Annotated in this window: 23 protein-coding genes, 1 pseudogene and 1 riboswitch; of the genes and pseudogenes, 19 read left to right on the top strand and 5 right to left on the bottom strand. The window is 67.3% G+C overall.

The features are described from left to right. The first annotated feature begins 341 nt into the window (after window positions 1-341). From ACWF9G_RS06675 to ACWF9G_RS06660, 4 genes are all read left to right on the top strand, one after another. Entirely contained in the window at window positions 342-1,523 is a 1,182-nt protein-coding gene (locus ACWF9G_RS06675; protein WP_452514393.1) for a cytochrome P450, read from the top strand. A gap of 97 nt (window positions 1,524-1,620) precedes the next feature. Continuing rightward, complete coding sequence (locus tag ACWF9G_RS06670; RefSeq protein ID WP_452514153.1) at window positions 1,621-2,847, top strand: cytochrome P450 family protein; 1,227 nt, start codon at window positions 1,621-1,623, stop codon at window positions 2,845-2,847. A 164-nt stretch (window positions 2,848-3,011) separates the two neighbouring features. Further along, on the top strand, window positions 3,012-3,932 hold the full coding sequence (locus ACWF9G_RS06665) for a hypothetical protein (RefSeq protein ID WP_452514151.1): 921 nt from the start codon (window positions 3,012-3,014) through the stop codon (window positions 3,930-3,932). Between the two features lie 120 nt (window positions 3,933-4,052). Further along, on the top strand, window positions 4,053-4,535 hold the full coding sequence (locus tag ACWF9G_RS06660) for a nuclear transport factor 2 family protein (RefSeq protein ID WP_452514391.1): 483 nt from the start codon (window positions 4,053-4,055) through the stop codon (window positions 4,533-4,535). Between the two features lie 53 nt (window positions 4,536-4,588). Here ACWF9G_RS06660 and ACWF9G_RS06655 read toward each other — a convergent pair whose 3' ends face one another. From ACWF9G_RS06655 to ACWF9G_RS06640, 4 genes are all read right to left on the bottom strand, one after another. Continuing rightward, window positions 4,589-5,395: an ABC transporter ATP-binding protein gene (locus ACWF9G_RS06655; RefSeq protein WP_452514150.1), complete on the bottom strand. Its 807-nt coding sequence runs from the start codon at window positions 5,393-5,395 to the stop codon at window positions 4,589-4,591. Next, on the bottom strand, window positions 5,388-6,239 hold the full coding sequence (locus ACWF9G_RS06650) for an ABC transporter permease (RefSeq protein ID WP_452514148.1): 852 nt from the start codon (window positions 6,237-6,239) through the stop codon (window positions 5,388-5,390). Before ACWF9G_RS06650 ends, ACWF9G_RS06655 begins: the two co-directional genes overlap by 8 nt. Beyond that, the gene (locus ACWF9G_RS06645) at window positions 6,217-7,239 is read right to left on the bottom strand and encodes an ABC transporter substrate-binding protein (RefSeq protein WP_379303076.1); all 1,023 of its coding nucleotides are present in this window, start codon (window positions 7,237-7,239) and stop codon (window positions 6,217-6,219) included. The genes ACWF9G_RS06650 and ACWF9G_RS06645 overlap by 23 nt, the downstream gene beginning before the upstream one ends. After that, a complete protein-coding gene (locus tag ACWF9G_RS06640) occupies window positions 7,236-7,943 on the bottom strand; it encodes a TenA family protein (protein WP_379303074.1) in 708 nt (235 codons plus the stop codon). Before ACWF9G_RS06640 ends, ACWF9G_RS06645 begins: the two co-directional genes overlap by 4 nt. Next, a riboswitch (TPP riboswitch) is annotated at window positions 7,934-8,030 on the bottom strand. It overlaps the preceding gene by 10 nt. Window positions 8,031-8,196: 166 nt before the next feature. Between ACWF9G_RS06640 and gndA the strand changes: the two genes are divergently transcribed. Continuing rightward, complete coding sequence (gene gndA / locus ACWF9G_RS06635) at window positions 8,197-9,642, top strand: NADP-dependent phosphogluconate dehydrogenase (protein ID WP_452514145.1); 1,446 nt, start codon at window positions 8,197-8,199, stop codon at window positions 9,640-9,642. Window positions 9,643-9,837: 195 nt separating this feature from the next. On the opposite strand, the gene ACWF9G_RS06630 is transcribed toward gndA, so the two are convergent. After that, window positions 9,838-10,236, bottom strand: coding sequence for a low affinity iron permease family protein (locus ACWF9G_RS06630; RefSeq protein WP_379303070.1), 399 nt, complete (start codon window positions 10,234-10,236; stop codon window positions 9,838-9,840). Window positions 10,237-10,341: 105 nt separating this feature from the next. Between ACWF9G_RS06630 and ACWF9G_RS06625 the strand changes: the two are divergent. From ACWF9G_RS06625 to ACWF9G_RS06560, 14 genes and pseudogenes are all read left to right on the top strand, one after another. Continuing rightward, window positions 10,342-11,034: pseudogene (locus ACWF9G_RS06625) on the top strand (energy-coupling factor ABC transporter permease); the annotation flags it as partial. Between the two features lie 15 nt (window positions 11,035-11,049). Further along, window positions 11,050-11,439, top strand: coding sequence for a PDGLE domain-containing protein (locus ACWF9G_RS06620; RefSeq protein WP_452514389.1), 390 nt, complete (start codon window positions 11,050-11,052; stop codon window positions 11,437-11,439). Beyond that, entirely contained in the window at window positions 11,440-12,201 is a 762-nt protein-coding gene (gene cbiQ, locus ACWF9G_RS06615) for a cobalt ECF transporter T component CbiQ (protein WP_379303068.1), read from the top strand. It begins immediately after the preceding gene. Then, on the top strand, window positions 12,198-12,917 hold the full coding sequence (locus tag ACWF9G_RS06610) for an energy-coupling factor ABC transporter ATP-binding protein (protein WP_379303066.1): 720 nt from the start codon (window positions 12,198-12,200) through the stop codon (window positions 12,915-12,917). Before cbiQ ends, ACWF9G_RS06610 begins: the two co-directional genes overlap by 4 nt. Before the next feature lie 78 nt (window positions 12,918-12,995). After that, window positions 12,996-13,370 (top strand): hydrogenase maturation nickel metallochaperone HypA/HybF, encoded by a 375-nt coding sequence (locus ACWF9G_RS06605; protein ID WP_379303064.1) that lies wholly within the window; start codon window positions 12,996-12,998, stop codon window positions 13,368-13,370. Then, window positions 13,328-14,149, top strand: a complete 822-nt coding sequence (gene hypB / locus ACWF9G_RS06600) for a hydrogenase nickel incorporation protein HypB (protein WP_452514142.1) — start codon at window positions 13,328-13,330, stop codon at window positions 14,147-14,149. Before ACWF9G_RS06605 ends, hypB begins: the two co-directional genes overlap by 43 nt. Before the next feature lie 71 nt (window positions 14,150-14,220). Further along, the gene (locus ACWF9G_RS06595; protein WP_379303060.1) at window positions 14,221-15,276 is read left to right on the top strand and encodes an NADH-quinone oxidoreductase subunit B family protein; all 1,056 of its coding nucleotides are present in this window, start codon (window positions 14,221-14,223) and stop codon (window positions 15,274-15,276) included. A 12-nt stretch (window positions 15,277-15,288) separates the two neighbouring features. Further along, window positions 15,289-17,085 carry a nickel-dependent hydrogenase large subunit gene (locus tag ACWF9G_RS06590; RefSeq protein WP_452514139.1) on the top strand — a complete coding sequence of 599 codons (1,797 nt, stop codon included), beginning with the start codon at window positions 15,289-15,291 and terminating at the stop codon, window positions 17,083-17,085. A 5-nt stretch (window positions 17,086-17,090) separates the two neighbouring features. Beyond that, a complete protein-coding gene (locus tag ACWF9G_RS06585; protein WP_379303056.1) occupies window positions 17,091-18,020 on the top strand; it encodes a NifU family protein in 930 nt (309 codons plus the stop codon). Next, complete coding sequence (locus ACWF9G_RS06580; protein WP_379303054.1) at window positions 18,017-18,649, top strand: DUF5947 family protein; 633 nt, start codon at window positions 18,017-18,019, stop codon at window positions 18,647-18,649. The genes ACWF9G_RS06585 and ACWF9G_RS06580 overlap by 4 nt, the downstream gene beginning before the upstream one ends. Continuing rightward, on the top strand, window positions 18,649-19,296 hold the full coding sequence (locus tag ACWF9G_RS06575) for a DUF6084 family protein (RefSeq protein WP_452514137.1): 648 nt from the start codon (window positions 18,649-18,651) through the stop codon (window positions 19,294-19,296). Before ACWF9G_RS06580 ends, ACWF9G_RS06575 begins: the two co-directional genes overlap by 1 nt. After that, entirely contained in the window at window positions 19,293-20,627 is a 1,335-nt protein-coding gene (locus ACWF9G_RS06570) for a hypothetical protein (RefSeq protein WP_452514135.1), read from the top strand. Before ACWF9G_RS06575 ends, ACWF9G_RS06570 begins: the two co-directional genes overlap by 4 nt. A gap of 15 nt (window positions 20,628-20,642) precedes the next feature. Continuing rightward, on the top strand, window positions 20,643-20,762 hold the full coding sequence (locus ACWF9G_RS06565; protein WP_379303048.1) for a DUF6893 family small protein: 120 nt from the start codon (window positions 20,643-20,645) through the stop codon (window positions 20,760-20,762). Between the two features lies 1 nt (window position 20,763). Further along, on the top strand, window positions 20,764-21,264 hold the full coding sequence (locus ACWF9G_RS06560; RefSeq protein ID WP_379303046.1) for a hydrogenase maturation protease: 501 nt from the start codon (window positions 20,764-20,766) through the stop codon (window positions 21,262-21,264). Window positions 21,265-21,266: the final 2 nt, after the last annotated feature.

Genomic DNA, 21,266 nt, shown 5'->3' with positions numbered 1-21,266 from the left:
TCTTTCGGGTTGTACGCGCCTGCTTCCATGGGTAGGTACTGGTGCTGATCGAGAGAGAACCGCAACACCGTTGGGGGACAGGCAACTTGCTGGTTCGGCTGCGGTCTGAATCGCTACTCACCGGTATGTCTGGCCGATTCTGGTGGTCCCGCGGGTGTGGCAGTGTCGTCGCGATGCGTTGATGCCAATAGCTGGGTTCAGATGCGCCCCAGCGGAATTCGCTGGGGCACAAGAATCTACCGTCCATTCGGGAAGGAACACTGTCTGTGGAGGACGCCCATGTCTCCCGTCGGCCCGCGCCGCAGTCGCCGTCGTACTCCGACCGGGGTGCTGGTTGCCCGGTGCAGGGGCTCGTCTATGTGCCCGAGTTCGCTGCCGATCCGCACGGCAACTACCGCGCCATGCGCGAAAGGCACGGGGCGATAGCGCCGATCGAGTTGTCGCCGGGCGTCCCGGCCAGCCTGGTGCTCGGGTATCGGACCGCGGTGCGAATCCTGCACGACCCCGACCACTTTCCCGCGGATCCGCGGGTGTGGCAGGACAGCATCCCGGAGGACTGCCCGGTGCGGCCGATGATGCAGTGGTATCCGAACGCGCTGCGCAACTCCGGACCTGTCCACGCTCGCTATCGGCAGGCCTACGTCGCCGCGATCGGCAGCATCGACCACCATGCCCTGCATGCGACCGTGGAACAGGTCGCTGTTCCGCTGATCAATTCGTTCTGTGGCACCGGCTCCGCGGACGTGTTGACGCAGTACGCTTTTCCGCTGGTCTTCGAGACGCTCAACCGGGTGGTCGGCTGCACTCCGGAGCTGGGACGGCGGGTTGCCACCGGGATGGCGGCGCTGTTCGACACCGTCAACGCGGCCTGGGGTATGGAGTACTTGTCCGCGGCGCTGATCGAGCTGATCACCCTGCGCCGCGACGCACCGGGCGACGATCTGACCTCGCGGCTGGCTCACCATGCCGCGGGTCTGGACGACGAAGAGATGCTGTACAACCTGATCAGTTTCTACGGCGCCGGTATCGAGCCGATGCAGAATCTCATCAGCAATGCGCTGCTGCTCATTCTGACCGACTCCCGATTCGGTGGCGGGGTGATCGCGGGCAGCCTGTCCACGCGCGACGCGCTGGACGAGGTGTTGTTCCTCGACCCGCCGATGGCGAACTTCTGTATCACCTATCCGCGGCAGCCGGTCATGATCGACGATGTGTGGCTGCCCGCCAATCAGCCGGTGGTGATCAGCCTGTCCGCGTGCAACAACGACCCGGCAATCGCCCAGGGCGACCGCAACGGCAACCGATCCCACCTCGCCTGGGGTGCCGGTCCGCACGCCTGCCCGGCTCGATCGGTGGCCTATCAGATCGCGCAGGACGCGCTCGATCAACTGCTCGACGCGCTGCCGGACCTGACCCTGGCCGTGCCGGCGGAAGAGATCGGCTGGCGGCCGGGACCGTTCCACCGGGCGATGACGACGCTACCGATCAGCTTCCCGCCGTCCGCGCCCCTGTTTGTCCCCTGAGTGGTCCGGCCGCGGGGTAAGTTGCCCACCACGCGGCCGAAACCGGCTGCGGCACTGTCGATCACGGGCCGCGGTCCCTGATATGGAGGAGATTGTCATGGAACCGATCGTGCTGGATTCGACCGGCGCCGACATCCAAGGTGAGTCGGCGCGCATTCAGCAGCGTGGTCCGGTGGCGTTGGTCGAGCTGCCCGGCGGCGTGCCCGCCTGGTCGGTGACCGATCAGGCGGTGCTCCGGAGCCTGCTCGCCGACCCCCGGGTGTCGAAAGATCCCAGACAGCACTGGATGTCGTTCATCAACGGCGAGATCACCGAGGCGTGGCCGCTGCTGCCGTGGGTGGCGGTGGACAACATGTTCACCGCCTACGGCGCCGATCACCGTCGGCTGCGCCGACTGGTCTCCCCGGCATTCAGCCATCGTCGCAGCATGGCGTTGCGTCCGCGGATCGCCGAGATCACCGAGAGCCTGCTCGACGCGCTGGCCGCCGTCCCGGCCGGCGAGCCGGTCGATCTGCGCACCGGCTTCGCCTACCCGGTTCCGATCCGGGTCATCACCGAGCTGCTAGGTGTGCCCGAAGAGCTGGGGCCTGCCTTGCACAAGTGCGTCGACGGCTTCTTCGACGGCTCGTTCACCGCCGAACAGGCACAGGCCAACTACCTCGAAATGTACCGATTGGTCAGCGAACTCGTCGACTTCTGTCGCCGGAATCCCGGCGATGACGTCACCAGCGTGCTGATCGCCACCCGCGACGAGGACCACGACTCACCGCTGTCCGAGAAGGAGCTCGTCGACACGTTGATGCTGGTCATCAACGCCGGTCACGAGACAACGGTCAATTTGCTCGACCAGGCGATCGTCGCCCTGCTCACCCATCCCGAGCAGCGGGCAGCGGTCGCCGCGGGTGATGTGTCGTGGGCGGACGTGGTGGAGGAGACGCTGCGCTTCCAGGCGCCGGTGGCGCACCTGCCGCTGCGGTACGCGGTCGAGGACATCGATATCGCCGGCGGGTATCGGATCGGCAAGGGCGAGGCCATCCTGGCCTCCTACGCCGGTGCCAGCCGTGACCCGAAAGTGCACGGCGCCGGCACCGCCGCGTTCGACCCCACCCGTGCCACCCGCGAGCAGCACCTCGCCTTCGGCCACGGTGCGCACCACTGCATCGGCGCATCGCTGGCCCGCCTCGAGGCCGCCGTTGCGCTGCCTGCGCTGTTCGACCGGTTCCCGGAGATGAGACTGGCCACGAGCCCGGACGAGTTGGCGCCGGTGCAGAGCTTCATCTCCAACGGGCACACCAGTATTCCGGTGTATCTGCACGCACACTAGTTCGAAGTCACCGCCTCCGCGCAGTCCTGCCGGAGGCGGCGCCTTCGCTGTGGTCCCGGTGGTGTTTCTCAGTGAACGAGTCATGGGGTAGCCGACTACGCGCGACGAACCCGCGTTCGAAGGCGCAGGCTGACGAGAGCACAACACCATCTGGAGGTGCACTCATGACAACGACCACGACGCCGGCTTCCCGCACGGAACCTCCCACGTCGCAGATCCGCTATTCACCGAGTTTCCCCGCCGAACACCGCCGTTTCGTCGAGAAGTCGATCGAAAACATGATCGAACGTTCCTCCGCGGAGACCGCGCGCAGGCGCGCCGACGCCGCCGAACGGACCGCGATCTCGCAGGCGCTCTACGCGCCCCTGATACGACTGGCACAACAGGATCCCGACACGGCGGACATGCTGCGGAAAGCGGGTGAAACCCCGGTACCGTTCGACGAGGATCTGGCACACCCGCAGCGCACCGACTCGCGCGGGAACCACCCGGAAACAACGGCACCGCTCGATATCCGGGCAGGCACCGAGATCTTCGGGATCCCGTATCACTTCGATTGGGCGTGGCACGACCCGGCAGGCGGCAGACCGTTCAAGATCATTGTCGATCGCGACAACGGCCGCGTCGCCATCGACGGCCGCGCAGGCCCGAAGATCAGCGGCGCCGAGGACTTCGTCTACGCGCGCGCCGGATTCGGGGTCACGCTGCAGACCGATCATGAGGTCTCCGTGATGGGTCGCGCGTACCGGACGACCGACGACCACTACACGGTCGGCGCCGGGTTCGGCGGCAACGCCACCGCGGAGGGCGGTACCGATCTCTCGGTTTTCGAGAACGGCAACTTCGTCACCTCCGCCACCGACAAACGCTGGCGTAAGCGAGTCAGCAATGAGGTCGACGTCTACAGCAGTGGCGGATTCGGTCCCGGGGCGACCATCGATGTGTTCTGGACGATGCGTCCGGGCAACACGTATACGTTCAACGTCGGAGCGTGGGTCTTTGCCCACCGGGACGACGGCCTCGGAAACACGTGGAGCCAGTCCGACATCATCGCGAACCTCATCTTCATGAGCGTCTTTCGATAGCGGGGCGGCGGCTGACCAACGGTCTGTGGGAACCTGGGCGGCGCGCATTCCGCGGAGCCCGATCCGCCGATCGGTGATCGAATGCTCGACCAAATCTGGAACACGTTCTACACTCCGGCCATGGACCTTGTCGCTATCGAGGAGATCAAGCGTCTCAAGCACCGCTACTTCCGCACACTCGATCTGAAGCTGTGGGACGAGTTCGCGGACTGCCTCGCCGAGGATGTCTCCGCGCGCTATGGCACGCAGGCCATGGGCGAGCCGCTGCATTTCGGCGATCGGGCCGGCGTCGTGGCGTTCATGGAGAAGAACCTCGGGCCCGGGATCGTCACGATCCACATCGCCAACCATCCCGAGATCGAGGTCGATGGCGATACCGCGAAGGGATCCTGGGCGTTCGAGGACACTGTTCTCGTGCCGAGCGCGAAAGTACAGATCCGTGGTGGCGGATACTATTCCGACACCTATCGTCGCGACCCGGATGGGGTGTGGCGGATCGCCTCGACACGGTACGAGCGCATCTACGAGGCGTTGACCTCGCTGGAGGACCTCCCGAGCTTCACACTGCTCGCCAACCGCTGGGATCCTTCGATCGAGCACTGACTATCGCCACACCATGGTGGCCGGACCGGCCCTGCTCCGCCGGACCGGTCGAGCTAGCGCTGTTCCGCCAGCGCCCGACGCGACTCCTCGTGCAGGATCGCGAGGAGTTCCTCTTCCAGCGCGACGAATTCGGGGGCGGTGATCGTGGACAACTCGCGTGGTCGCGGCAGGTCGATGCGCAGTTCGTGGCGCACGGTGGCCGGGCGCGCCGACAGGACGAGCACGCGGTCCGACAGGTACACCGCCTCACGGACATCGTGGGTGATCATCAGGACCATCCAGCGGTAGCGCTGCCAGACCTCCTGTAACCACGACTGCATCTCGGTGCGGGTCAGTGAGTCGAGTGCGCCGAAGGGTTCGTCGAGCAGCAGCAGTTCGCGCTCTTGGACCACGGTCCGCAGAAGGGCGGCCCGCTGTCGCATCCCCCCCGACAGCTGGGACGGGCGAGCGTCCTCGAAACCGGACAAGCCGAAGACCGGGAACAGTTCGCGGGCGCGGCGCCGGGCCTCCGATTTCGGGACACCCTGGACGCGCAAGCCGAGGATGGTGTTGTCGAGGACGGTTCGCCAGGGGAACAGCAGGTCCTTCTGCGGCATGTAGGCGCAGTGCGATGCGGTGTCCTCGCCGTCGGCCGCGCGGAAGCCGACGCTGCCGGAATCGGGGGATTCGAGTCCGGCCAGCATGTTGAACACGGTGCTCTTGCCGCAACCACTCGGCCCGATGACGGTGACGAACTCGCCCGATCGGACCGTGAACGACACCCCGCCCAGCACCTCGAGGTCCGGGCTGCGCCGACCGGGCTGCGGAAACGACTTGGTCAGATGGTCGACGACGATTCGGTCGCCCCCGGCGTCAGTCATGTCGGCTCCTGTTCTGCGCGCGCGACCACGGCGCGACGAGGCGTTCGATCGCGAACGTCGACAGGTACAGCGTGATACTCAGCAGTGCCGTGACCAGCACCGCCGCCAATACCAGGTCGGTGCGGAACGAATTCTTCTGCAGGCTCATATAGATGCCGAGTCCGGCGCTCGCGCCGACATATTCGGCGAACACCGCACCGACGACCGCGTAGGTGATCGCGATCCGTAGCGCCGTGAAGAACCGCGGCAGCGCGGACGGCAGGCGCACGTAGCGGAACTCCTGCAGCCGCGAGGCGCCCATGCTCCGCAGCAGCGCGCCCGCGTCACGGTCGGCCGCGGCGAATCCCTCGATCAGGCCGATAGCCATGGGGAAGAAGGTGACCAGCGCGACCACCAGGATCTTCGGCAGCAGACCGAACCCGAACCAGATGATCATCAACGGTGCGATCGCGACGATCGGCACGGTCTGCGACGCGACGAACAGCGGCACCAGCGCACGCCGCAGCCAGGGCGAGAAGTCCACGATCACCGCCAGCACCCACGCCAGCGTCAGCGACACCGCGAACCCGACCACCGTCACCTGCAAGGTGGCGGCCGCGTGCGAACCGATCTCGTCGCGGTGTGCCCACCCCTGCTGGACGACCCGCAGTGGCGACGGCAGCACCTGCGGACGGACGCCACTGCTCGTGACGTAGACCTGCCAGATCGCGACGAGGACCACCACCGTGACCAGCGACGGCACCGCCCACCGGATCCCGGCCCAGCGAGCCGTCCCGCCGTCACCGTCGGCGAGGACCGGCGGTGACGCGGCTACGGACCGCTCACGGGGTGGCGAGGTACTCATTGGTGAAATAAGTCGACCAGTCGGGTTCGGTGGTCAGCGGCTTCCCGTCGGGGCCGGTCAGCAGACCACCCCGATACAGGAAGCCGGAATTCGCCGACCACTGCTCCACCGTCTGGAGGCCCACCTTGCCCGCGGCGTTCTTCATGAACTGCTCGGCCAGCATGCGCTGGCTCTCGAAGACCAGTTTCTCGTCGGTGAACGCGCCCGGATTGGCGTCGATGAGATCCTGGGCCGCCGCGTCCGGATTGTCCGCGGCGAACTGGTAACCGCGTTGCAGCGCCTGCACGAATTTCGCGGCGCGGTCCGGGTTCTGGGCCAGCCAGCCCTCGTTGCCGTCGACCACGATCGCGTAGGCGTCCGGGAAACCGAAGTCCGTGTACCGGAAGTAGCGCATCGGGGTGCCGTGGTGTTCGGCCTCGATCCCTTCCCACGCCAGATACGAGACGGTGAAGTCGGCCTTACCGGAGTAGACCGCTTCGTAGGCCGACGAACCCAGCATCACCGAGGTGAAATCGCCGGTGCCACCGTCGTTGCGGATGACCTGCTGGAGGGCTTCCTTCTCGCCCGGGTCGCCGAAACCGGCGTAGGTCTTGCCGTCGAGGTTCTTCGGGCTCGCGAGGTCGGCGCGATCGGCGCGCACGCCGATCCCCGTCGCCCAGTGCTGCAGCGGGGCGAGCACCGACTTGACCCGCGCACCCGACGCGCGGGCGAAGGTCGACGAGTTGTGGGTGCTGATCCCGAACTCCGCGTTGCCGGCATCGATCACCGTGTCGACGGAGGTGTTGTTGTACGGCAGGACCTGCACGTCCAGACCCGCGTCGGTGAAATAGCCGCGTTGCAACGCGACGTAGAGCCCGACGTGGTTGGTGTTCGGTGTCCAGTCCAGCGCGAACCGGATGGTGTTGTCGGAGCCGCCGCCCGAACCGCAGGCGGTGAGCAGCGACACGGCCGCGACGGTGGTGGCCAGGACCGCGATCGCGCGGCGCAGACGCCCGGTCATGCGGCGGGCCAGGGCTGCGGATGCAGGGCGGTGTCCCAGAACATCAACTCGTAGCGCACGGCGGCGACGAACGCCTTCTCCATCGCCGCGCGCTCCTGCTCGCCCGCCGCCTCGGCGGCGGCATCGACCAGCGTTCGAGCCGTGGCCGCGGACTGCTGGAACTCCGCCGCGCCGTAGGTGGTGACCCACTGGGCGTACGGGTGTGTGGGGTCGGCGGCGATCACCTTCGCGGCGCTCTCGGCCAGGTCGCGTCCCACTTCGGCATAGATCCAGAAGCAGGGCAGCGCGGCTGCCGCGGCGACGGCGTAGGACTCGGTCGCGGCGGCCGCGATCAGGTAGGAGACGTAGGCCAGGCAGGTCTGCGAATGCTCCGGCTCACCCTGCCGCGGGGGCAGCACGCCACCGGTGAGCAGCTGCTCGTGCATGGCCGACTCGACAGCGGCGGCGTTCGCGGACGACGTCGCCCAGAAGGCCGCGGTCTGCGGGTCCGGCGACTTGGCGGCGAGAATCGCCAGTGCCTTCGAGTACCCGGTGAGATACAGCGAATCCTGCTCGATGTAGGTGCGGAACACCTCGAGCGGCAACGTGCCCTCGCCGAGGTGCCGCAGGAATTCCAGGTCGTCGATCGCACTCCGCAGGACTTTGGTCCGGTCCCAGAGGTGATCGGTGAACAGGTCGGTATTTGTGGTGTGGGCGCGCAACACCGTGACATCCCTTCGTCAGCATTACCTGAACAGGTTCAGCGGGTCTGTTCTCAGCCTCGCGGTCGCGAGGCACCCCGTGTCAGAACTCGACCGACACTAGCAGCGACCGCCGACACGCGGACTACGCCCGGTTCCGTCCAGACCCCCGGTGACGGTGGTAAGTGTTCGGCCGCGGATCGGTGCCAAGTAACTTGGCTGCCAAGGAAGCCGTCTTCCGCACCCGTCGGACCCGCCGAACAAAGAGAGCTGATCAATGTCGACCTCTACCGCGCGTGCACACATCGGTGTCACCGGCCTGGCCGTGATGGGCAGCAACATCGCCCGCAACTTCGCCAAGCACGGCTATACCGTCGCGCTGCACAACCGTTCCGTGGCCAAGACCGACGCGCTGCTCGCCGAGCACGGCGATGACGGCGATTTCGTCCGGACCGAGACCGTCGAGGAGTTCGTCGCCGCGCTGGAGAAGCCGCGGCGGGTGCTGATCATGGTCAAGGCGGGCGAGGCGACCGACACCGTCATCGAGGAGCTGGCTGCCGTGATGGAGCCGGGCGACATCATCATCGACGGTGGCAACGCCCTCTACACCGACACCATCCGTCGCGAGGCTGCCCTGCGCGAGCGCGGCCTGAACTTCGTCGGGGCGGGCATCTCGGGCGGCGAGGAGGGTGCGCTCAACGGTCCGGCGATCATGCCGGGCGGACCGAAGGAGTCCTATGAGTCGCTCGGCCCGTTGCTGGAGTCGATCGCGGCGCAGGTCGACGGCACCCCGTGCTGCACCCACATCGGCCCTGACGGTTCCGGGCACTTCGTCAAGATGGTGCACAACGGCATCGAATACGCCGATATGCAGTTGATCGGCGAGGCGTACCACCTGTTCCGTGACGCGCTCGGTTTCGACGCCGGGCAGATCGCGGAGGTGTTCACGCAGTGGAACTCCGGGGACCTGGAGAGCTACCTGGTCGAGATCACCGCCGAGGTGCTCGCGCAGGTCGACGCGAAGACCGGCGAGCCGCTGGTCGACGTCATCGTCGATGCGGCCGAGCAGAAGGGCACCGGCCGCTGGACGGTCAAGTCCGCGCTCGATCTCGGTGTGCCGGTGACCGGCATCGCGGAAGCGGTCTTCGCCAGGGCGCTGTCCGGTTCCCGTGCCCAGCGCAAAGCCGCGGTGGGCCTCGCGTCGGGCACACTCGCCGACAAGCCCACCGATGTCGAGCAGTTCACCGAGGACATCCGGCAGGCCCTGTACGCGTCCAAGGTCGTCGCCTACGCACAGGGCTTCGACCAGATCGCCGCGGGCAGCGCCGAGTACGGCTGGGATCTGCGCCCGGGTGATCTGGCGACGATCTGGCGCGGCGGCTGCATCATCCGCGCCCGGTTCCTGAACCGGATCAAGGAAGCCTACGAGCAGGACCCCGCCTTGCCGAGCTTGATCCTCGCGCCGTACTTCCGACAGGCGATCGAGACCGCGATCGACAGCTGGCGGCGCGTGGTGTCCACCGCCACCCTGCTCGGGATCCCGGTCCCGGCGTTCGCGTCCTCGCTGTCCTACTACGACGCACTGCGCGCCGAACGCCTGCCCGCCGCACTGACTCAGGGCCAGCGCGACTTCTTCGGCGCGCACACCTACGAGCGCATCGACGCCGACGGCAAGTTCCACACCCTGTGGAGCGGTGACCGCAGCGAAGTGACCGCGGACTGATCTCCGGATACGAGTCTGGCGGGGGATAGGATCGCAAACCCCTTCGGTACCCCCGGCCGGACACGCCCCCTCTGACATGTTCGGAGGGGGTTTCTCGTATCCGGAAGTGCTCAGCGCGGCCGGGGTGGACTCGCCGCGATCCCGCCCGATCGGGGAGTGAGCTTGCCGCCGTGACTATTCCACTGCGGAGCCTGGTCAGTGGCGCTCTTCGAGGCCGACCGATTCTCGGAGTCGGGCGGCGGCCGCGTGGAGTTCGGGGTCGGTGGAGGCGGAGGAGGTCATGAGGGTGGCCAGGGCCTCGGCGATGACGTTGAGTTTCTCCTGGGCGGTCTCGCTGGCGCGGCGGCCAGCGTTTTCGAGGAGGACCACCAGCAGCAGGGTGAAGACGCTCGCGACGGTGTGGATGGCGACCTGCCAGGTTTTGAGATCCGTCCACCACGGCAAGCTGATCAGCCACGCGGCGACGATGGCGACGCAGAGGAAGAAGAACGGAGCCTGGCTCACCCGCAGCTCGGCCTGCTCGACGAACCGGTCGAAGGGCGATCGGTGATCACGTACACGACGGCTGCGCGCGGCCTCGGTGCGGCGCTCCATCACCGGATTCTAGTCTCCTCGAACTCGGGTCGCATCACTGCCGACGCTCCGGGACATTCCTTTATCTGTTCACTTGGACAGATAAAGGGCGTAGTGTTCTGAGAGGTGAACGGCAGCATCGTGGCAATGCACATGAGCGACGGGATCGTCGATGCGCCGACGTCGCTGATCTTCGCGGGGATCGCGGCCGTGGGGCTCGGGTTCGCGGGCTGGCGAGCGCGGGCCGAACTCGATGAGCGCGCGGCGCCGATGGCGGGGCTGGTGGCCGCGTTCATCTTCGCGGTGCAGATGGTGAACTTCCCGATCCTGCCCGGCGTGAGCGGGCACCTGCTGGGCGGGGCACTGGCCGCCATTCTGGTCGGGCCCTACCTCGGGGCGCTGTGCGTGGCGATCGTGCTGGTCGTCCAGGCGCTGCTGTTCGCCGACGGCGGGCTGACCGCACTCGGCACCAACATCACCAACATGGCCCTCCTCGGTGTCGGGGCGGGATATCTGGTCGCCCGCGGCGGGGTCGCGCTGCTTCGCCGGCGGACCGATACCGGCATGGGCATCGTGGCCTTCGTCGCCGCGCTCATCGGAACCCTGTGCGCCGCGATGGGTTTCGTCGTCGAGTACGCGATCGGCGGCGCCGCGGGATCCACGGTCGGTGCCGTCGCGGGGTACATGTTCGTCACCCACGCGCTGATCGGGATCGGTGAAGGCATCATCACCGCGATCACCGTGGTGGCCGTGGTGAACGCACGACCGGACCTGGTCTATGTCCTGCGTGCGGCGGAATCAAGCTCCGCCGCAGCATCTCCCGCTCCCGCACGGCTGTCGTTCACCAGTTTCCTGTGGGCGTTCGCCGCGGCCGCGGTGCTCGTCGCGGGCGTGCTGTCCTATGCCGCGAGTTCACAGCCCGACGGGCTCGACGCCACCACACAGCGCGGGTGCATCACGGTCGAGGTGAACGGCGCCGAGGAACTGCATGGTGAGTGCATCGCCCAGAGCGCCGAGGAACACCGGTTCGCCGGTTCACCGCTGGCGGACTACACGATCGGCGGTGACAGCGATCTGGCCGGTCTGGCGGGCATCGTCGGTGTCGCGGCCGCCTTCGCCGTGCTGTTCGCGGTGGTCCGCACGATCCGGATCGGGCGAAGCGCAACGCGCCCGGCGGTCCGTGCTGGTGATGTCGCGGCGCGGTCGAACGCGGAGCCGGAGTAGGTGAGCGGCCCGGTCCACCGGCTGTATCTGGTGGGGAATTCGCCGGCGCATCGGGCGCAGGCCGAGGTGAAGATCGTCTGCGCGGTGGTCGCGGTGTTCGCGGTCGTGGCGACACCGCGGGAGTTGTTGTGGCCGTTCGGCTGCTATGCCCTTGGCTTGGTCGCGCTGTGGCGATGGTGGGGAATCCCGGTGCGCTGGATCGCGCCACGGCTGCTCATCGAGTTGCCGTTCGTCGTGCTGGCGATCCTGCTGCCCTTCGCCGCCGGGGAACCCCGCACCGAGGTCCTCGGGCTGTCGCTGTCGGTGACCGGCCTCTACGCCGCGTGGGGGATCATCGCGAAAGGCACTATCGGCGTGGGTATCTCACTGACATTGGCCGCGACGACGAGCGTGCGCGCCTTGCCCGAAGGGCTGACGCGGCTACGCGTGCCTGGCACGATCGTCATGATCGTGGTGCTGATGCTGCGCTACGTCGACGTGCTGGTGGCCGAGGCGGCGCGGATGCGGCTGGCGCGGATCTCGCGCGGCGACGACCCGCGCACACTGCGCCAAGCCGGTGCGACCGCACGCGGCGCGGGCACCCTGTTCCTGCGATCCTACGAACGTGGCGAGCGGGTCCATTTGGCGATGCTGTCGCGCGGATTCGACGGCGCCGTACCCGATGTCGGCACCCGGCCCGCCACCGGCAGGCAATGGCTGCTCGGCTGTCTGCCCGCGGCCGCCGCGATCGCTGTCTGCGCCGGTGCTTGGATGGTGCGGTGACCGAACCGACGACACCCGCGGTGCGTGTGGTCGATCTGACCTTCGCCTATCCCGACGGGACCGGCGCGCTGAACGGGGTGAACCTGCAGATCGCGCCGGGGGAGCGGGTGGCGGTCCTCGGGCCCAACGGGGCAGGCAAGTCCACGCTGATGCTGCACCTGAACGGGGCGCTCACGGCCGCCTCGGGGCAGATCCACATCGGCGATGTGCGGCTGGACCGCGACAGTGTCCGCGCCATCCGGCAACGGGTCGGGGTGGTGTTCCAGGACCCCGACGACCAGCTGTTCATGCCGACCGTGGAACAGGACGTCGCGTTCGGGCCCGCCAATTTCGGCGTCCGCGGCGAGGCTCTCGCCGAACGCGTGCGCGAGGCGCTCGACGCGGTGGGGATGACGGATCGGGCCGGGCGCTCACCGGCGCACCTGTCGCTCGGGGAACGCCGGCGCGCCGCGCTGGCGACGGTGCTGTCGTGCAGGCCCGAAGTCCTCGTGCTCGACGAACCGGCCGCCAACCTCGATCCGGTGGCACGCCGCGAGCTGGCCGAGATCCTGCTGTCGCTGCCCACCACCATGCTCGTGGTGACCCATGATCTGCCCTACGCGCAACGGATCTGCGATCGGGTCGTCATCCTCGACGCGGGCGAGGTCGTCGCCAACGGACCCACCGCCGACATCCTCGGCGATGCGGACCTGCTCGCCGCACACCGTCTCAGCTGAGCGTTCGGCCATCGCGTCGGCGGGTTGCCGAGGAGTAGCCTCAGCAATGGGTTCATCCCTCGACGAGCCGAGGCTGCGATGCACGAAATGGCGATCACCCAGAGTGTCATCGACGCCGTCTGCGAACACGCGGCGGGCGCGCGGGTGCACAGCGTGCTCCTGGAAGTGGGCGTGCTGTGCGCGGTCGTTCCGGAGGCGATGCAGTTCTGCTTCGAACTCGCCGCCGAGGGAACTCTCGCCGAGGGCGCGCGTCTCGAGATCGACGCGGTACCCGGCCGTGCGGCCTGCCGAAGCTGTGGCGCCGAGTTCACCGTGCTCGAACCGATCGCCCTGTGCGAGTGCGGCAGCGCCGATGTCGAGATCAGAGCCGGGCACGAACTCCGAATCCGGTCGATGGAAGTGAGCCGAGAATGTGCGCAACCTGTGGATGTGGCGACGACAACGCCGCGGTGATCACCCTCCCGCACGAGCACGAGCACGAGCACGAGCACGAGCACGAGCACGAGCCGCACCGGCACAGTCATGGTCACGGCGGAGATCACGTGCACCTGCCGGTGACCGAGACCGTCACCCTCGAACAGAAAGTCCTGGCCAAGAACGACCTCTTGGCCCAGCGCAACCGTGACTGGCTCGCGGCCCGCGACATCCTGGCACTGAACATGACCAGCTCACCCGGTGCGGGCAAGACCACCCTGCTCGAACGCACGATCCGCGAGTTCACCGAGGTGCCGATCGCGGTGATCGAGGGTGATCAGGCGACCCTGCTCGACGCCGAGCGGATCGGGGCGACGGGCTGTCGGGTCGTGCAGATCAATACCGGCGCGGGCTGTCATCTCGACGCCGAGATGACCTACCGCGCGCTCGAGTCCCTCGACCCCGCGCCCGGCACGCTGCTGTTCGTCGAGAACGTCGGCAACCTGGTGTGTCCGGCGTTGTTCGACCTCGGCGAGCGGGGCAAAGTCGTGGTTATCTCGGTGACCGAGGGTACCGACAAGCCGCTGAAGTATCCGCACATGTTCGCCGCGGCGTCCCTGGTCCTCGTCAACAAGATCGATCTGCTGCCCTATGTCGACTTCGACCTGGACAAATGCCGGGAATACGCGACGGCGATCAACCCGCACGCGCAGATCCTGCCACTGTCGGTGACCAGCGGTTCCGGTCTGGCGCAGTGGTACGACTGGCTCCGGCTGCAGCGCTCGGCAACTATTGAGGATCACTCACCAGCGACATAGACTGACGTGATCAGGATCACGTCGCAGGCTCCCGGGCCTGCGATGCCCCGCTTCAGAAAGTGGCACAGCCCATGCCCACCCAGGAAGCAATCAAAGCAGAACAGGCCCTGATCCACGTGCTGTGGATCAACGCAGGCCTCGGTTGTGACGGTGATTCGGTCGCGCTGACAGCAGCGACACAGCCCAGTATCGAGGAGATCGCGCTCGGCGCTCTTCCTGGGCTCCCGCAGATCGCGGTGCACTGGCCGTTGATCGATTTCGAATGCGGTCCCACCGGCGGCGCCGACGATTTCCTCGAATGGTTCTTCAAAGCCGACCGCGGTGAACTCGAACCGTTCGTACTCGTCGTTGAAGGCTCCATCCCGAACGAACAGCTCCACGAGGAGGGCTACTGGTGCGGCTTCGGCAACGATCCCGCCACCGGTCAGCCGATGACGACCAGTGCGTGGCTCGATCGGCTGACCCCGAAGGCCACCGCGGTGGTCGCGGTCGGTACCTGTGCCACCTACGGCGGCATCCACGCCATGGCGGGTAACCCCACCGGCGCGATGGGCGTGCCGGACTATCTCGGCTGGGATTGGAAATCCAAGGCCGGAATCCCGATCGTGTGCGTGCCCGGTTGCCCTGCCCACCCGGACAACATGTCCGAAACGCTGACCTACCTGCTCTACATGGCGACCGGACAGGCGCCGATGATCCCCCTCGACGAGGCGCTGCGCCCGAAATGGTTGTTCGGCGCCACCGTCCACGAAGGCTGTGATCGAGCCGGCTACTACGAGGAAGGTGACTTCGCCGACGAGTATGGCTCCCCGAAATGCATTGTGAAACTGGGATGTTGGGGCCCGGTCGTCAAATGCAACGTCCCCAAGCGGGGCTGGATCAACGGCGTCGGTGGCTGCCCGAATGTGGGCGGCATCTGCATCGGCTGCACCATGCCGGGATTCCCGGACAAATTCATGCCGTTCATGGACGAGCCGCCGGGCGGGAAGATCTCCTCGACGGCATCAGGGCTGTACGGGTCGGTGATCCGCAGCCTGCGCCACATCACCGGACGCACGGTGGACAAGGAGCCGCGTTGGCGGCACAAGGGCGAGAAGCTGGAATCCGGCGCCACCCGCACCTGGTAGGAGGCGATTGGAATGACTGCCATCATCCCCGAGCCGTCACACAAGCGGATCGATCCCGACAGCCTCGTCGAAATGGCCTGGGACCCGATCACCCGCATCGTCGGCAGCCTGGGAATCTATACCAAGATCGATTTCGACAACCGTGAAGTGGTCGAGTGTCACAGCACCTCGTCCATCTTCCGCGGCTACTCGATCTTCATGCGGGGCAAGGATCCCCGTGACGCGCACTTCATCACCAGCCGCATCTGCGGTATCTGCGGCGACAATCACGCCACCTGTTCGTGCTACACCCAGAACATGGCCTACGGGGTGAAACCGCCGCACCTGGGCGAGTGGATCGTCAATCTCGGCGAGGCCGCGGAATACATGTTCGACCACAACATCTTCCAGGAGAATCTGGTCGGCGTGGATTTCTGCGAGAAGATGGTCGCCGAGACCAACCCCGGTGTCCTCGCCCAGGCGGAGAAGACCCCGGCCCCGCATTCGGCCGAGCACGGCTACCGCACCATCGCCGACATCATGCGCGCGCTCAATCCGTTCACCGGCGAGTTCTACCGGGAGGCATTGCAGGTCAGCCGCTACACCCGCGAGATGTTCTGCCTCATGGAGGGCAGGCACGTGCACCCGTCGACGCTGTATCCCGGCGGCGTGGGAACCGTCGCGACGATCCAGCTGATGACCGACTACATGACGCGCCTGATGCGCTACGTCGAATTCATGAAGAAGGTCGTGCCGATGCACGACGACCTCTTCGACTTCTTCTACGAGGCGCTCCCTGGGTACGAACAGGTCGGATTGCGGCGCACCCTGCTGGGTTGCTGGGGCTCGTTCCAGGACCCGGAGGTGTGCAATTTCGAGTACAAGGACATGGAGGAGTGGGGCAGGCGGATGTTCGTCACCCCCGGCATCGTCATCGACGGGAAACTGCTGACCACGTCCCTGGTCGACATCAATCTCGGCATCCGAATCCTGTTGGGCAGTTCGTATTACGACGACTGGACCGACCAGGAGATGTTCGTGAAGACCGACCCGCTCGGCAATCCGGTCGACCGGCGCCACCCCTGGAATCAGCACACCAACCCCAAGCCGCAGAAGCGCGACATGGACGACAAGTACAGCTGGGTGATGTCGCCGCGCTGGTTCGACGGCACCGACCATCTGGCACTCGACACCGGGGGCGGGCCGTTGGCCCGGCTGTGGTCGACGGCGCTGGCCGGGCTGGTCGATATCGGCTACGTGAAGTCGACCGGGCACAGTGTGCAGATCAACCTGCCCAAGACCGCGCTGAAGGGCCCGGTCAGCTTCGAATGGACGATCCCCGCGTTCGGCAGCAACACCATCGAACGCGATCGCGCCCGCACCTACTTCCAGGCCTATGCCGCGGCCTGTGCGCTGCACTTCGCGGAGCAGGCGCTCGAGGAGATCAGAGCGGGGCGGACCAAGACGTGGGAGCACTTCGAGGTGCCGGAGGAGGGCATCGGCTGCGGGTTCACCGAGGCGGTACGTGGAGTGCTGTCCCATCACATGGTGATCAGGGAAGGCAAGATCGCCAACTACCACCCGTATCCGCCGACGCCGTGGAATGCCAACCCCCGCGACAGTTTCGGCACGCCGGGCCCGTACGAGGACGCGGTGCAGGGCCAGCCGATCTTCGAGGAGAACGACCGCGAGCACTTCAAGGGCATCGACATCATGCGCACCGTGCGCAGCTTCGATCCGTGCCTGCCGTGCGGGGTGCACATGTACCTCGGCAACGGCAAGACGCTGGAGAAACTCCACTCGCCCACCCAGACACTCACCGGGGAGTAACGGTGATGCCGGATCGGCCGGGGGAGCACGACGAGGCAGCGATCGACCAAGACCGATGGCGCGGCGCAGGCGAGCGGATCGAGACCCTGCTGAACGCGAGTTCGGCGGGTGGGGTCGTCGCCCGTGAACGTGCCGAGCAACTGGTGCGCGAGGTCGCCGACCTCTACGGCGCCGGACTGGCACGGGTCCTCGCGCTCGTCGACGACGACGTGCGCGATCGGCTCGCCGCCGACGATCTCGTCGCGAGCCTGCTGCTGGTGCACGGCCTGCATCCGCACGACGTGCACACCCGCGTCCGCGCGGCGCTCGACAGTGTCCGCCCGTACCTGGGGTCCCACGGTGGTGATGTCGAACTGCTGAGCGTGACCGACGGCGTCGTGCGCCTCGAACTGTCCGGTAGCTGCCGCACCTGCCCCTCGTCCTCGGTGACCCTGGAACTGGCGGTGGAGGACGCGGTGCGTGCCGCGGCGCCGGAGATCGAGTCGATCGAAGTGGCTGCCGCGCAACCGGAGTCGACCGACGCCCTGATCTCCGCCGACTCACTGTTCGCGCGGGTACACGCCGAGGCCCGCCCGGTGGGCGAGCACCACGGGAGCTGGATCGCTGTCCCGGAGCTGGGCGAGCTCGGTGCAGGCGAGGTCGGCGGCTTCTCCATCGGCGGGCACGCGGTGCTCGCCTGCCGGGTCGGTGACGAGCTGTTCGTCTACCGCGACCACTGCCCGTCGTGTGACAACTCCCTGGCCGGTGCCGCGCTGCAGCGGCGGGACGGATTCCCGGTCGGTGACGCGGTCCTGCGCTGCCCGACGTGCCGAGCGCACTACGACGCCGTCCACGCCGGTGCCCGGGTCGACGGCGACGGCCATCTGGAACCGCTGCCGGTGCTGGTGCGCGCCGGTGAACTGTCGGTGGCCGTCCCGGTGGGGGTGGGCGGGTGAGTTCTCCGCTGGGGGTGCTGCGGCGCCTCACCGTCGACCGCAAGCCCGCCGTGCCTGCGGGCGAACGGTGTGAGATGTGCGCGGAGTCCATCGCCGCCGAGCACCAGCACGTGGTGAATATCGAAGGACGTCAGCTGCTGTGCGTATGCCGGGGCTGCTACCTGCTGTTCACCGACCAGAACGCCACCCTGCGGTATCGGGCGGTGCCCGACCGGTACCTGCGCTTCCCGGAGTTCACCATCAGCCACGGCGAGTGGGACGCGCTCGAGATCCCGGTCGGTCTGGCGTTCTTCTTCGACAATTCCGCACTGGGCCGCACCGTCGCGTTCTATCCGGGACCGATGGGGGCCACCGAATCCGAACTGCCCCTTGACCAGTGGCGCACGGTGCTCGACCGGCACCCGGAGATCGACGTGGCCCTCCCCGATGTCGAGGCGCTGATGATCCGGGTCCCCGAGCGCGGCACCGCCGAGGCCGCCTGCCTGCTCCTGCCCATCGACGCCTGCTACGAATTCGTCGGCCACATGCGGTTGCTGTGGCGCGGGTTCGACGGCGGCCAGGACGTGCACCGGTATCTCGACGAGTTCTTCGCCGCGGTGTCGGCGCGCGCCCGGCCGGGTGGTGTGTGATGTGCCCGGCCTACTCGACGACCTTCGCGGTACTCGGCATCGCACCCGAGCCCTACGCCGTGACGCCGACCCTGACAGCGCGCGTCGGGATCGCCGCGCTCGCCGAGGAACCGGTGCACGCCATCGCCTTACGCGCGCAGGTGCGGATCGAACCGCACCGGCGCGGCTACACCGACGAGGAGAGCGCGGGCCTGGTCGACCTGTTCGGGCCACGCGAACGCTGGCGTGACACCCAGCGTTCCTTCCTCTGGATGCACTGCGCCACCATGGTTCCCGGATTCCACGGCGGGGCTCAAGTCGACCTGCCGATGCCGTGCACCTACGACTTCGAGGTGACCGGGTCCAAATATCTGCACGCCCTGCGCGAGGGGACGGTGCCCCTGATCTTCCTGTTCAGCGGCACTGTGTTCATCCGCGGCGCCACAGGTTTCGCAGTGCAGCAGATACCGTGGGACCGCGAGGACAAGTTCCAGATGCCGGTCTCGGTGTGGGGCGACCTGATGGCCGCGCACTTCCCGAACTCGGGCTGGCTGCGCCTGCGCCGCGACACCCTCGACGCGATCGCCGCCTACAAGTCCGGCCACGGGCTGCTCGGCTTCGACGACGCGGTGACCCGCCTGCTCGACACCGCCGAGGACAGCTCATGAGTACGGAGCTGACGAGATCACGGGCCAGGGCACGCGCGGTCGCCGACGCGGTGCTCTACGAGGGCTATCTGCTGTACCCGTACCGGGCGAACTCGGCCAAGAACCAGTCCCGCTGGCAGTTCGGTGTCCTCGGACCCACCGGGGCCGCCGCAACCGGCCTCGGTGAGGAAGCGGAACTGTCGGTCCAGTGTCTGATCGAGGCCGGCGAGCACGCCTCGATCACCCTGACCGTCCGGTTCCTGCACCTACAGCGCCGCACGGTCGAGGACGCCGGGGGAGACCCGGTCGCCGAGCTCGTCGTCGACGGCCGATCGTGGATCAGCTGGGACGAGGCGGTCGAATGCGAGGAGCGGATCGGTCCGCTGCGGCTGACCGATTCGACGGCACGCTTATCGATTCCGGCCGGAACCGATCTCGAGGTGATCCCCGGTCCCGACGGTTCTCCGGCCGGGCGGCTGGTCCGGAGCCGCGTGCACCTCGACGGTGAGGTCCAGGTGGCGGTGGAACCCGACGGGCGATGGACGCGTCTGAGCGTCACCCTGCGCAATATCGGTGCCCCGGCGACCGATCGGGAGGAGGCCATGGCCCGCTCACTGATCGGCGCGCACGTCATCGCCGACATCGACGACGGCTCGTTCGTCTCGCTGCTCGAACCCCCGCCCGATGCCGAAGCCGCCGTGGCCCGCTGTGTCCAGCACCGCTGCTTCCCGGTCCTGGCCGGACGGCCCGGTGACCACAGCATCGTGCTGATCTCCCCGATCATCCTCTACGACCACCCCGAGATCGCCGAGCAGAGCGAAGGACCGCTGTTCGACTCCACCGAGATCGACGAGATTCTCACCCTGCGGGTGATGACCATGACCGATCAGGAGAAGGCCGAAGCCCGCGCGACCGATCAGCGAGCCGCCCAGATCATCGACCGCTGCGACGCCATGACCCCGGAGGCCCTACAGCAGTTGCATGGGGTCCTGCGGGATCCACACGCCGAAGCCGCCGCCCTGATTCCGGAGGTGCCCGACGGCGTCGACTGGTGGGAACCGTTGGCCGACAACGCTGTTCGACCCGAGTCCGACGCGGTCATGGTCGGCGCGGTGAAGGTGCGTAACGGTACCCGGGTCCGCCTGCATCCGTCGCGGCGCGCCGACGCGCACGACCTGTTCTACGACGGCAGGGTCGCCCGGGTCGTCACGGTGCACGCCGATGTCGACGGGCAGGCGCACGTTGGCGTGGTCATCGAGGACGACCCCGCCGCAGAACTGCACGAATGGTACGGCCGCTACCTGTATTTCGCCCCGGAGGAGATCGAACCACTCGACAGCCCACGAGAATGAGAGAAGAGGTCAGTCATGGCCACCATAGGAATGATCGCCGTCGGATTCGCGGCAGTGGTCGCCGCTGCCGCCGCGATCCTCGGCGTCCGCTCGATACCGGACCTACAGCGCTACATGAAGATTCGCCGGATGTGAGATGACGGCACGGGTGCTCGTCGCCGGGATCGGCAACATCTTCCTCGGCGACGACGGTTTCGGGCCCGAAGTGGTGCGACGGCTCCCGCCGCACGGTGCGACCGTGCGCGTGGTCGACTACGGCATCCGCGGCATGCACTTGGCCTACGACCTGCTCGACCCCTGGGACGCGCTGGTGCTCGTCGACGCGATTCCCGACCGCGGTACCCCCGGCGCGCTGTCGGTCTTCCACGCCGAACCCGACGCCACCGGTGCCGCGCAACTCGACGCGCACGCCATGAATCCCGATGCGGTGTTCGCGAGTGTGCGTGCTCTCGGCGGGAGCCTGCCGCCGACCGTCGTCGTCGGTTGCCAGGTCCGCTCGGTCGAGGAGGGCATCGGACTGTCCGAACCAGTTCTCGCCGCGGTCGACCCGGCGGTGGCCGCGGTCGCCGAGGTGCTCACGCGACTGGTCACCGAGCCACGCGAGCCACTCACCCCGTCGAACCGATCGGAGGGATGAAC

Source organism: Nocardia sp. NPDC055029 (assembly GCF_053608525.1).
The sequence above is the reverse complement of the archived record's forward strand: the minus strand, read 5'-3'. Positions and strand labels throughout refer to the sequence as shown.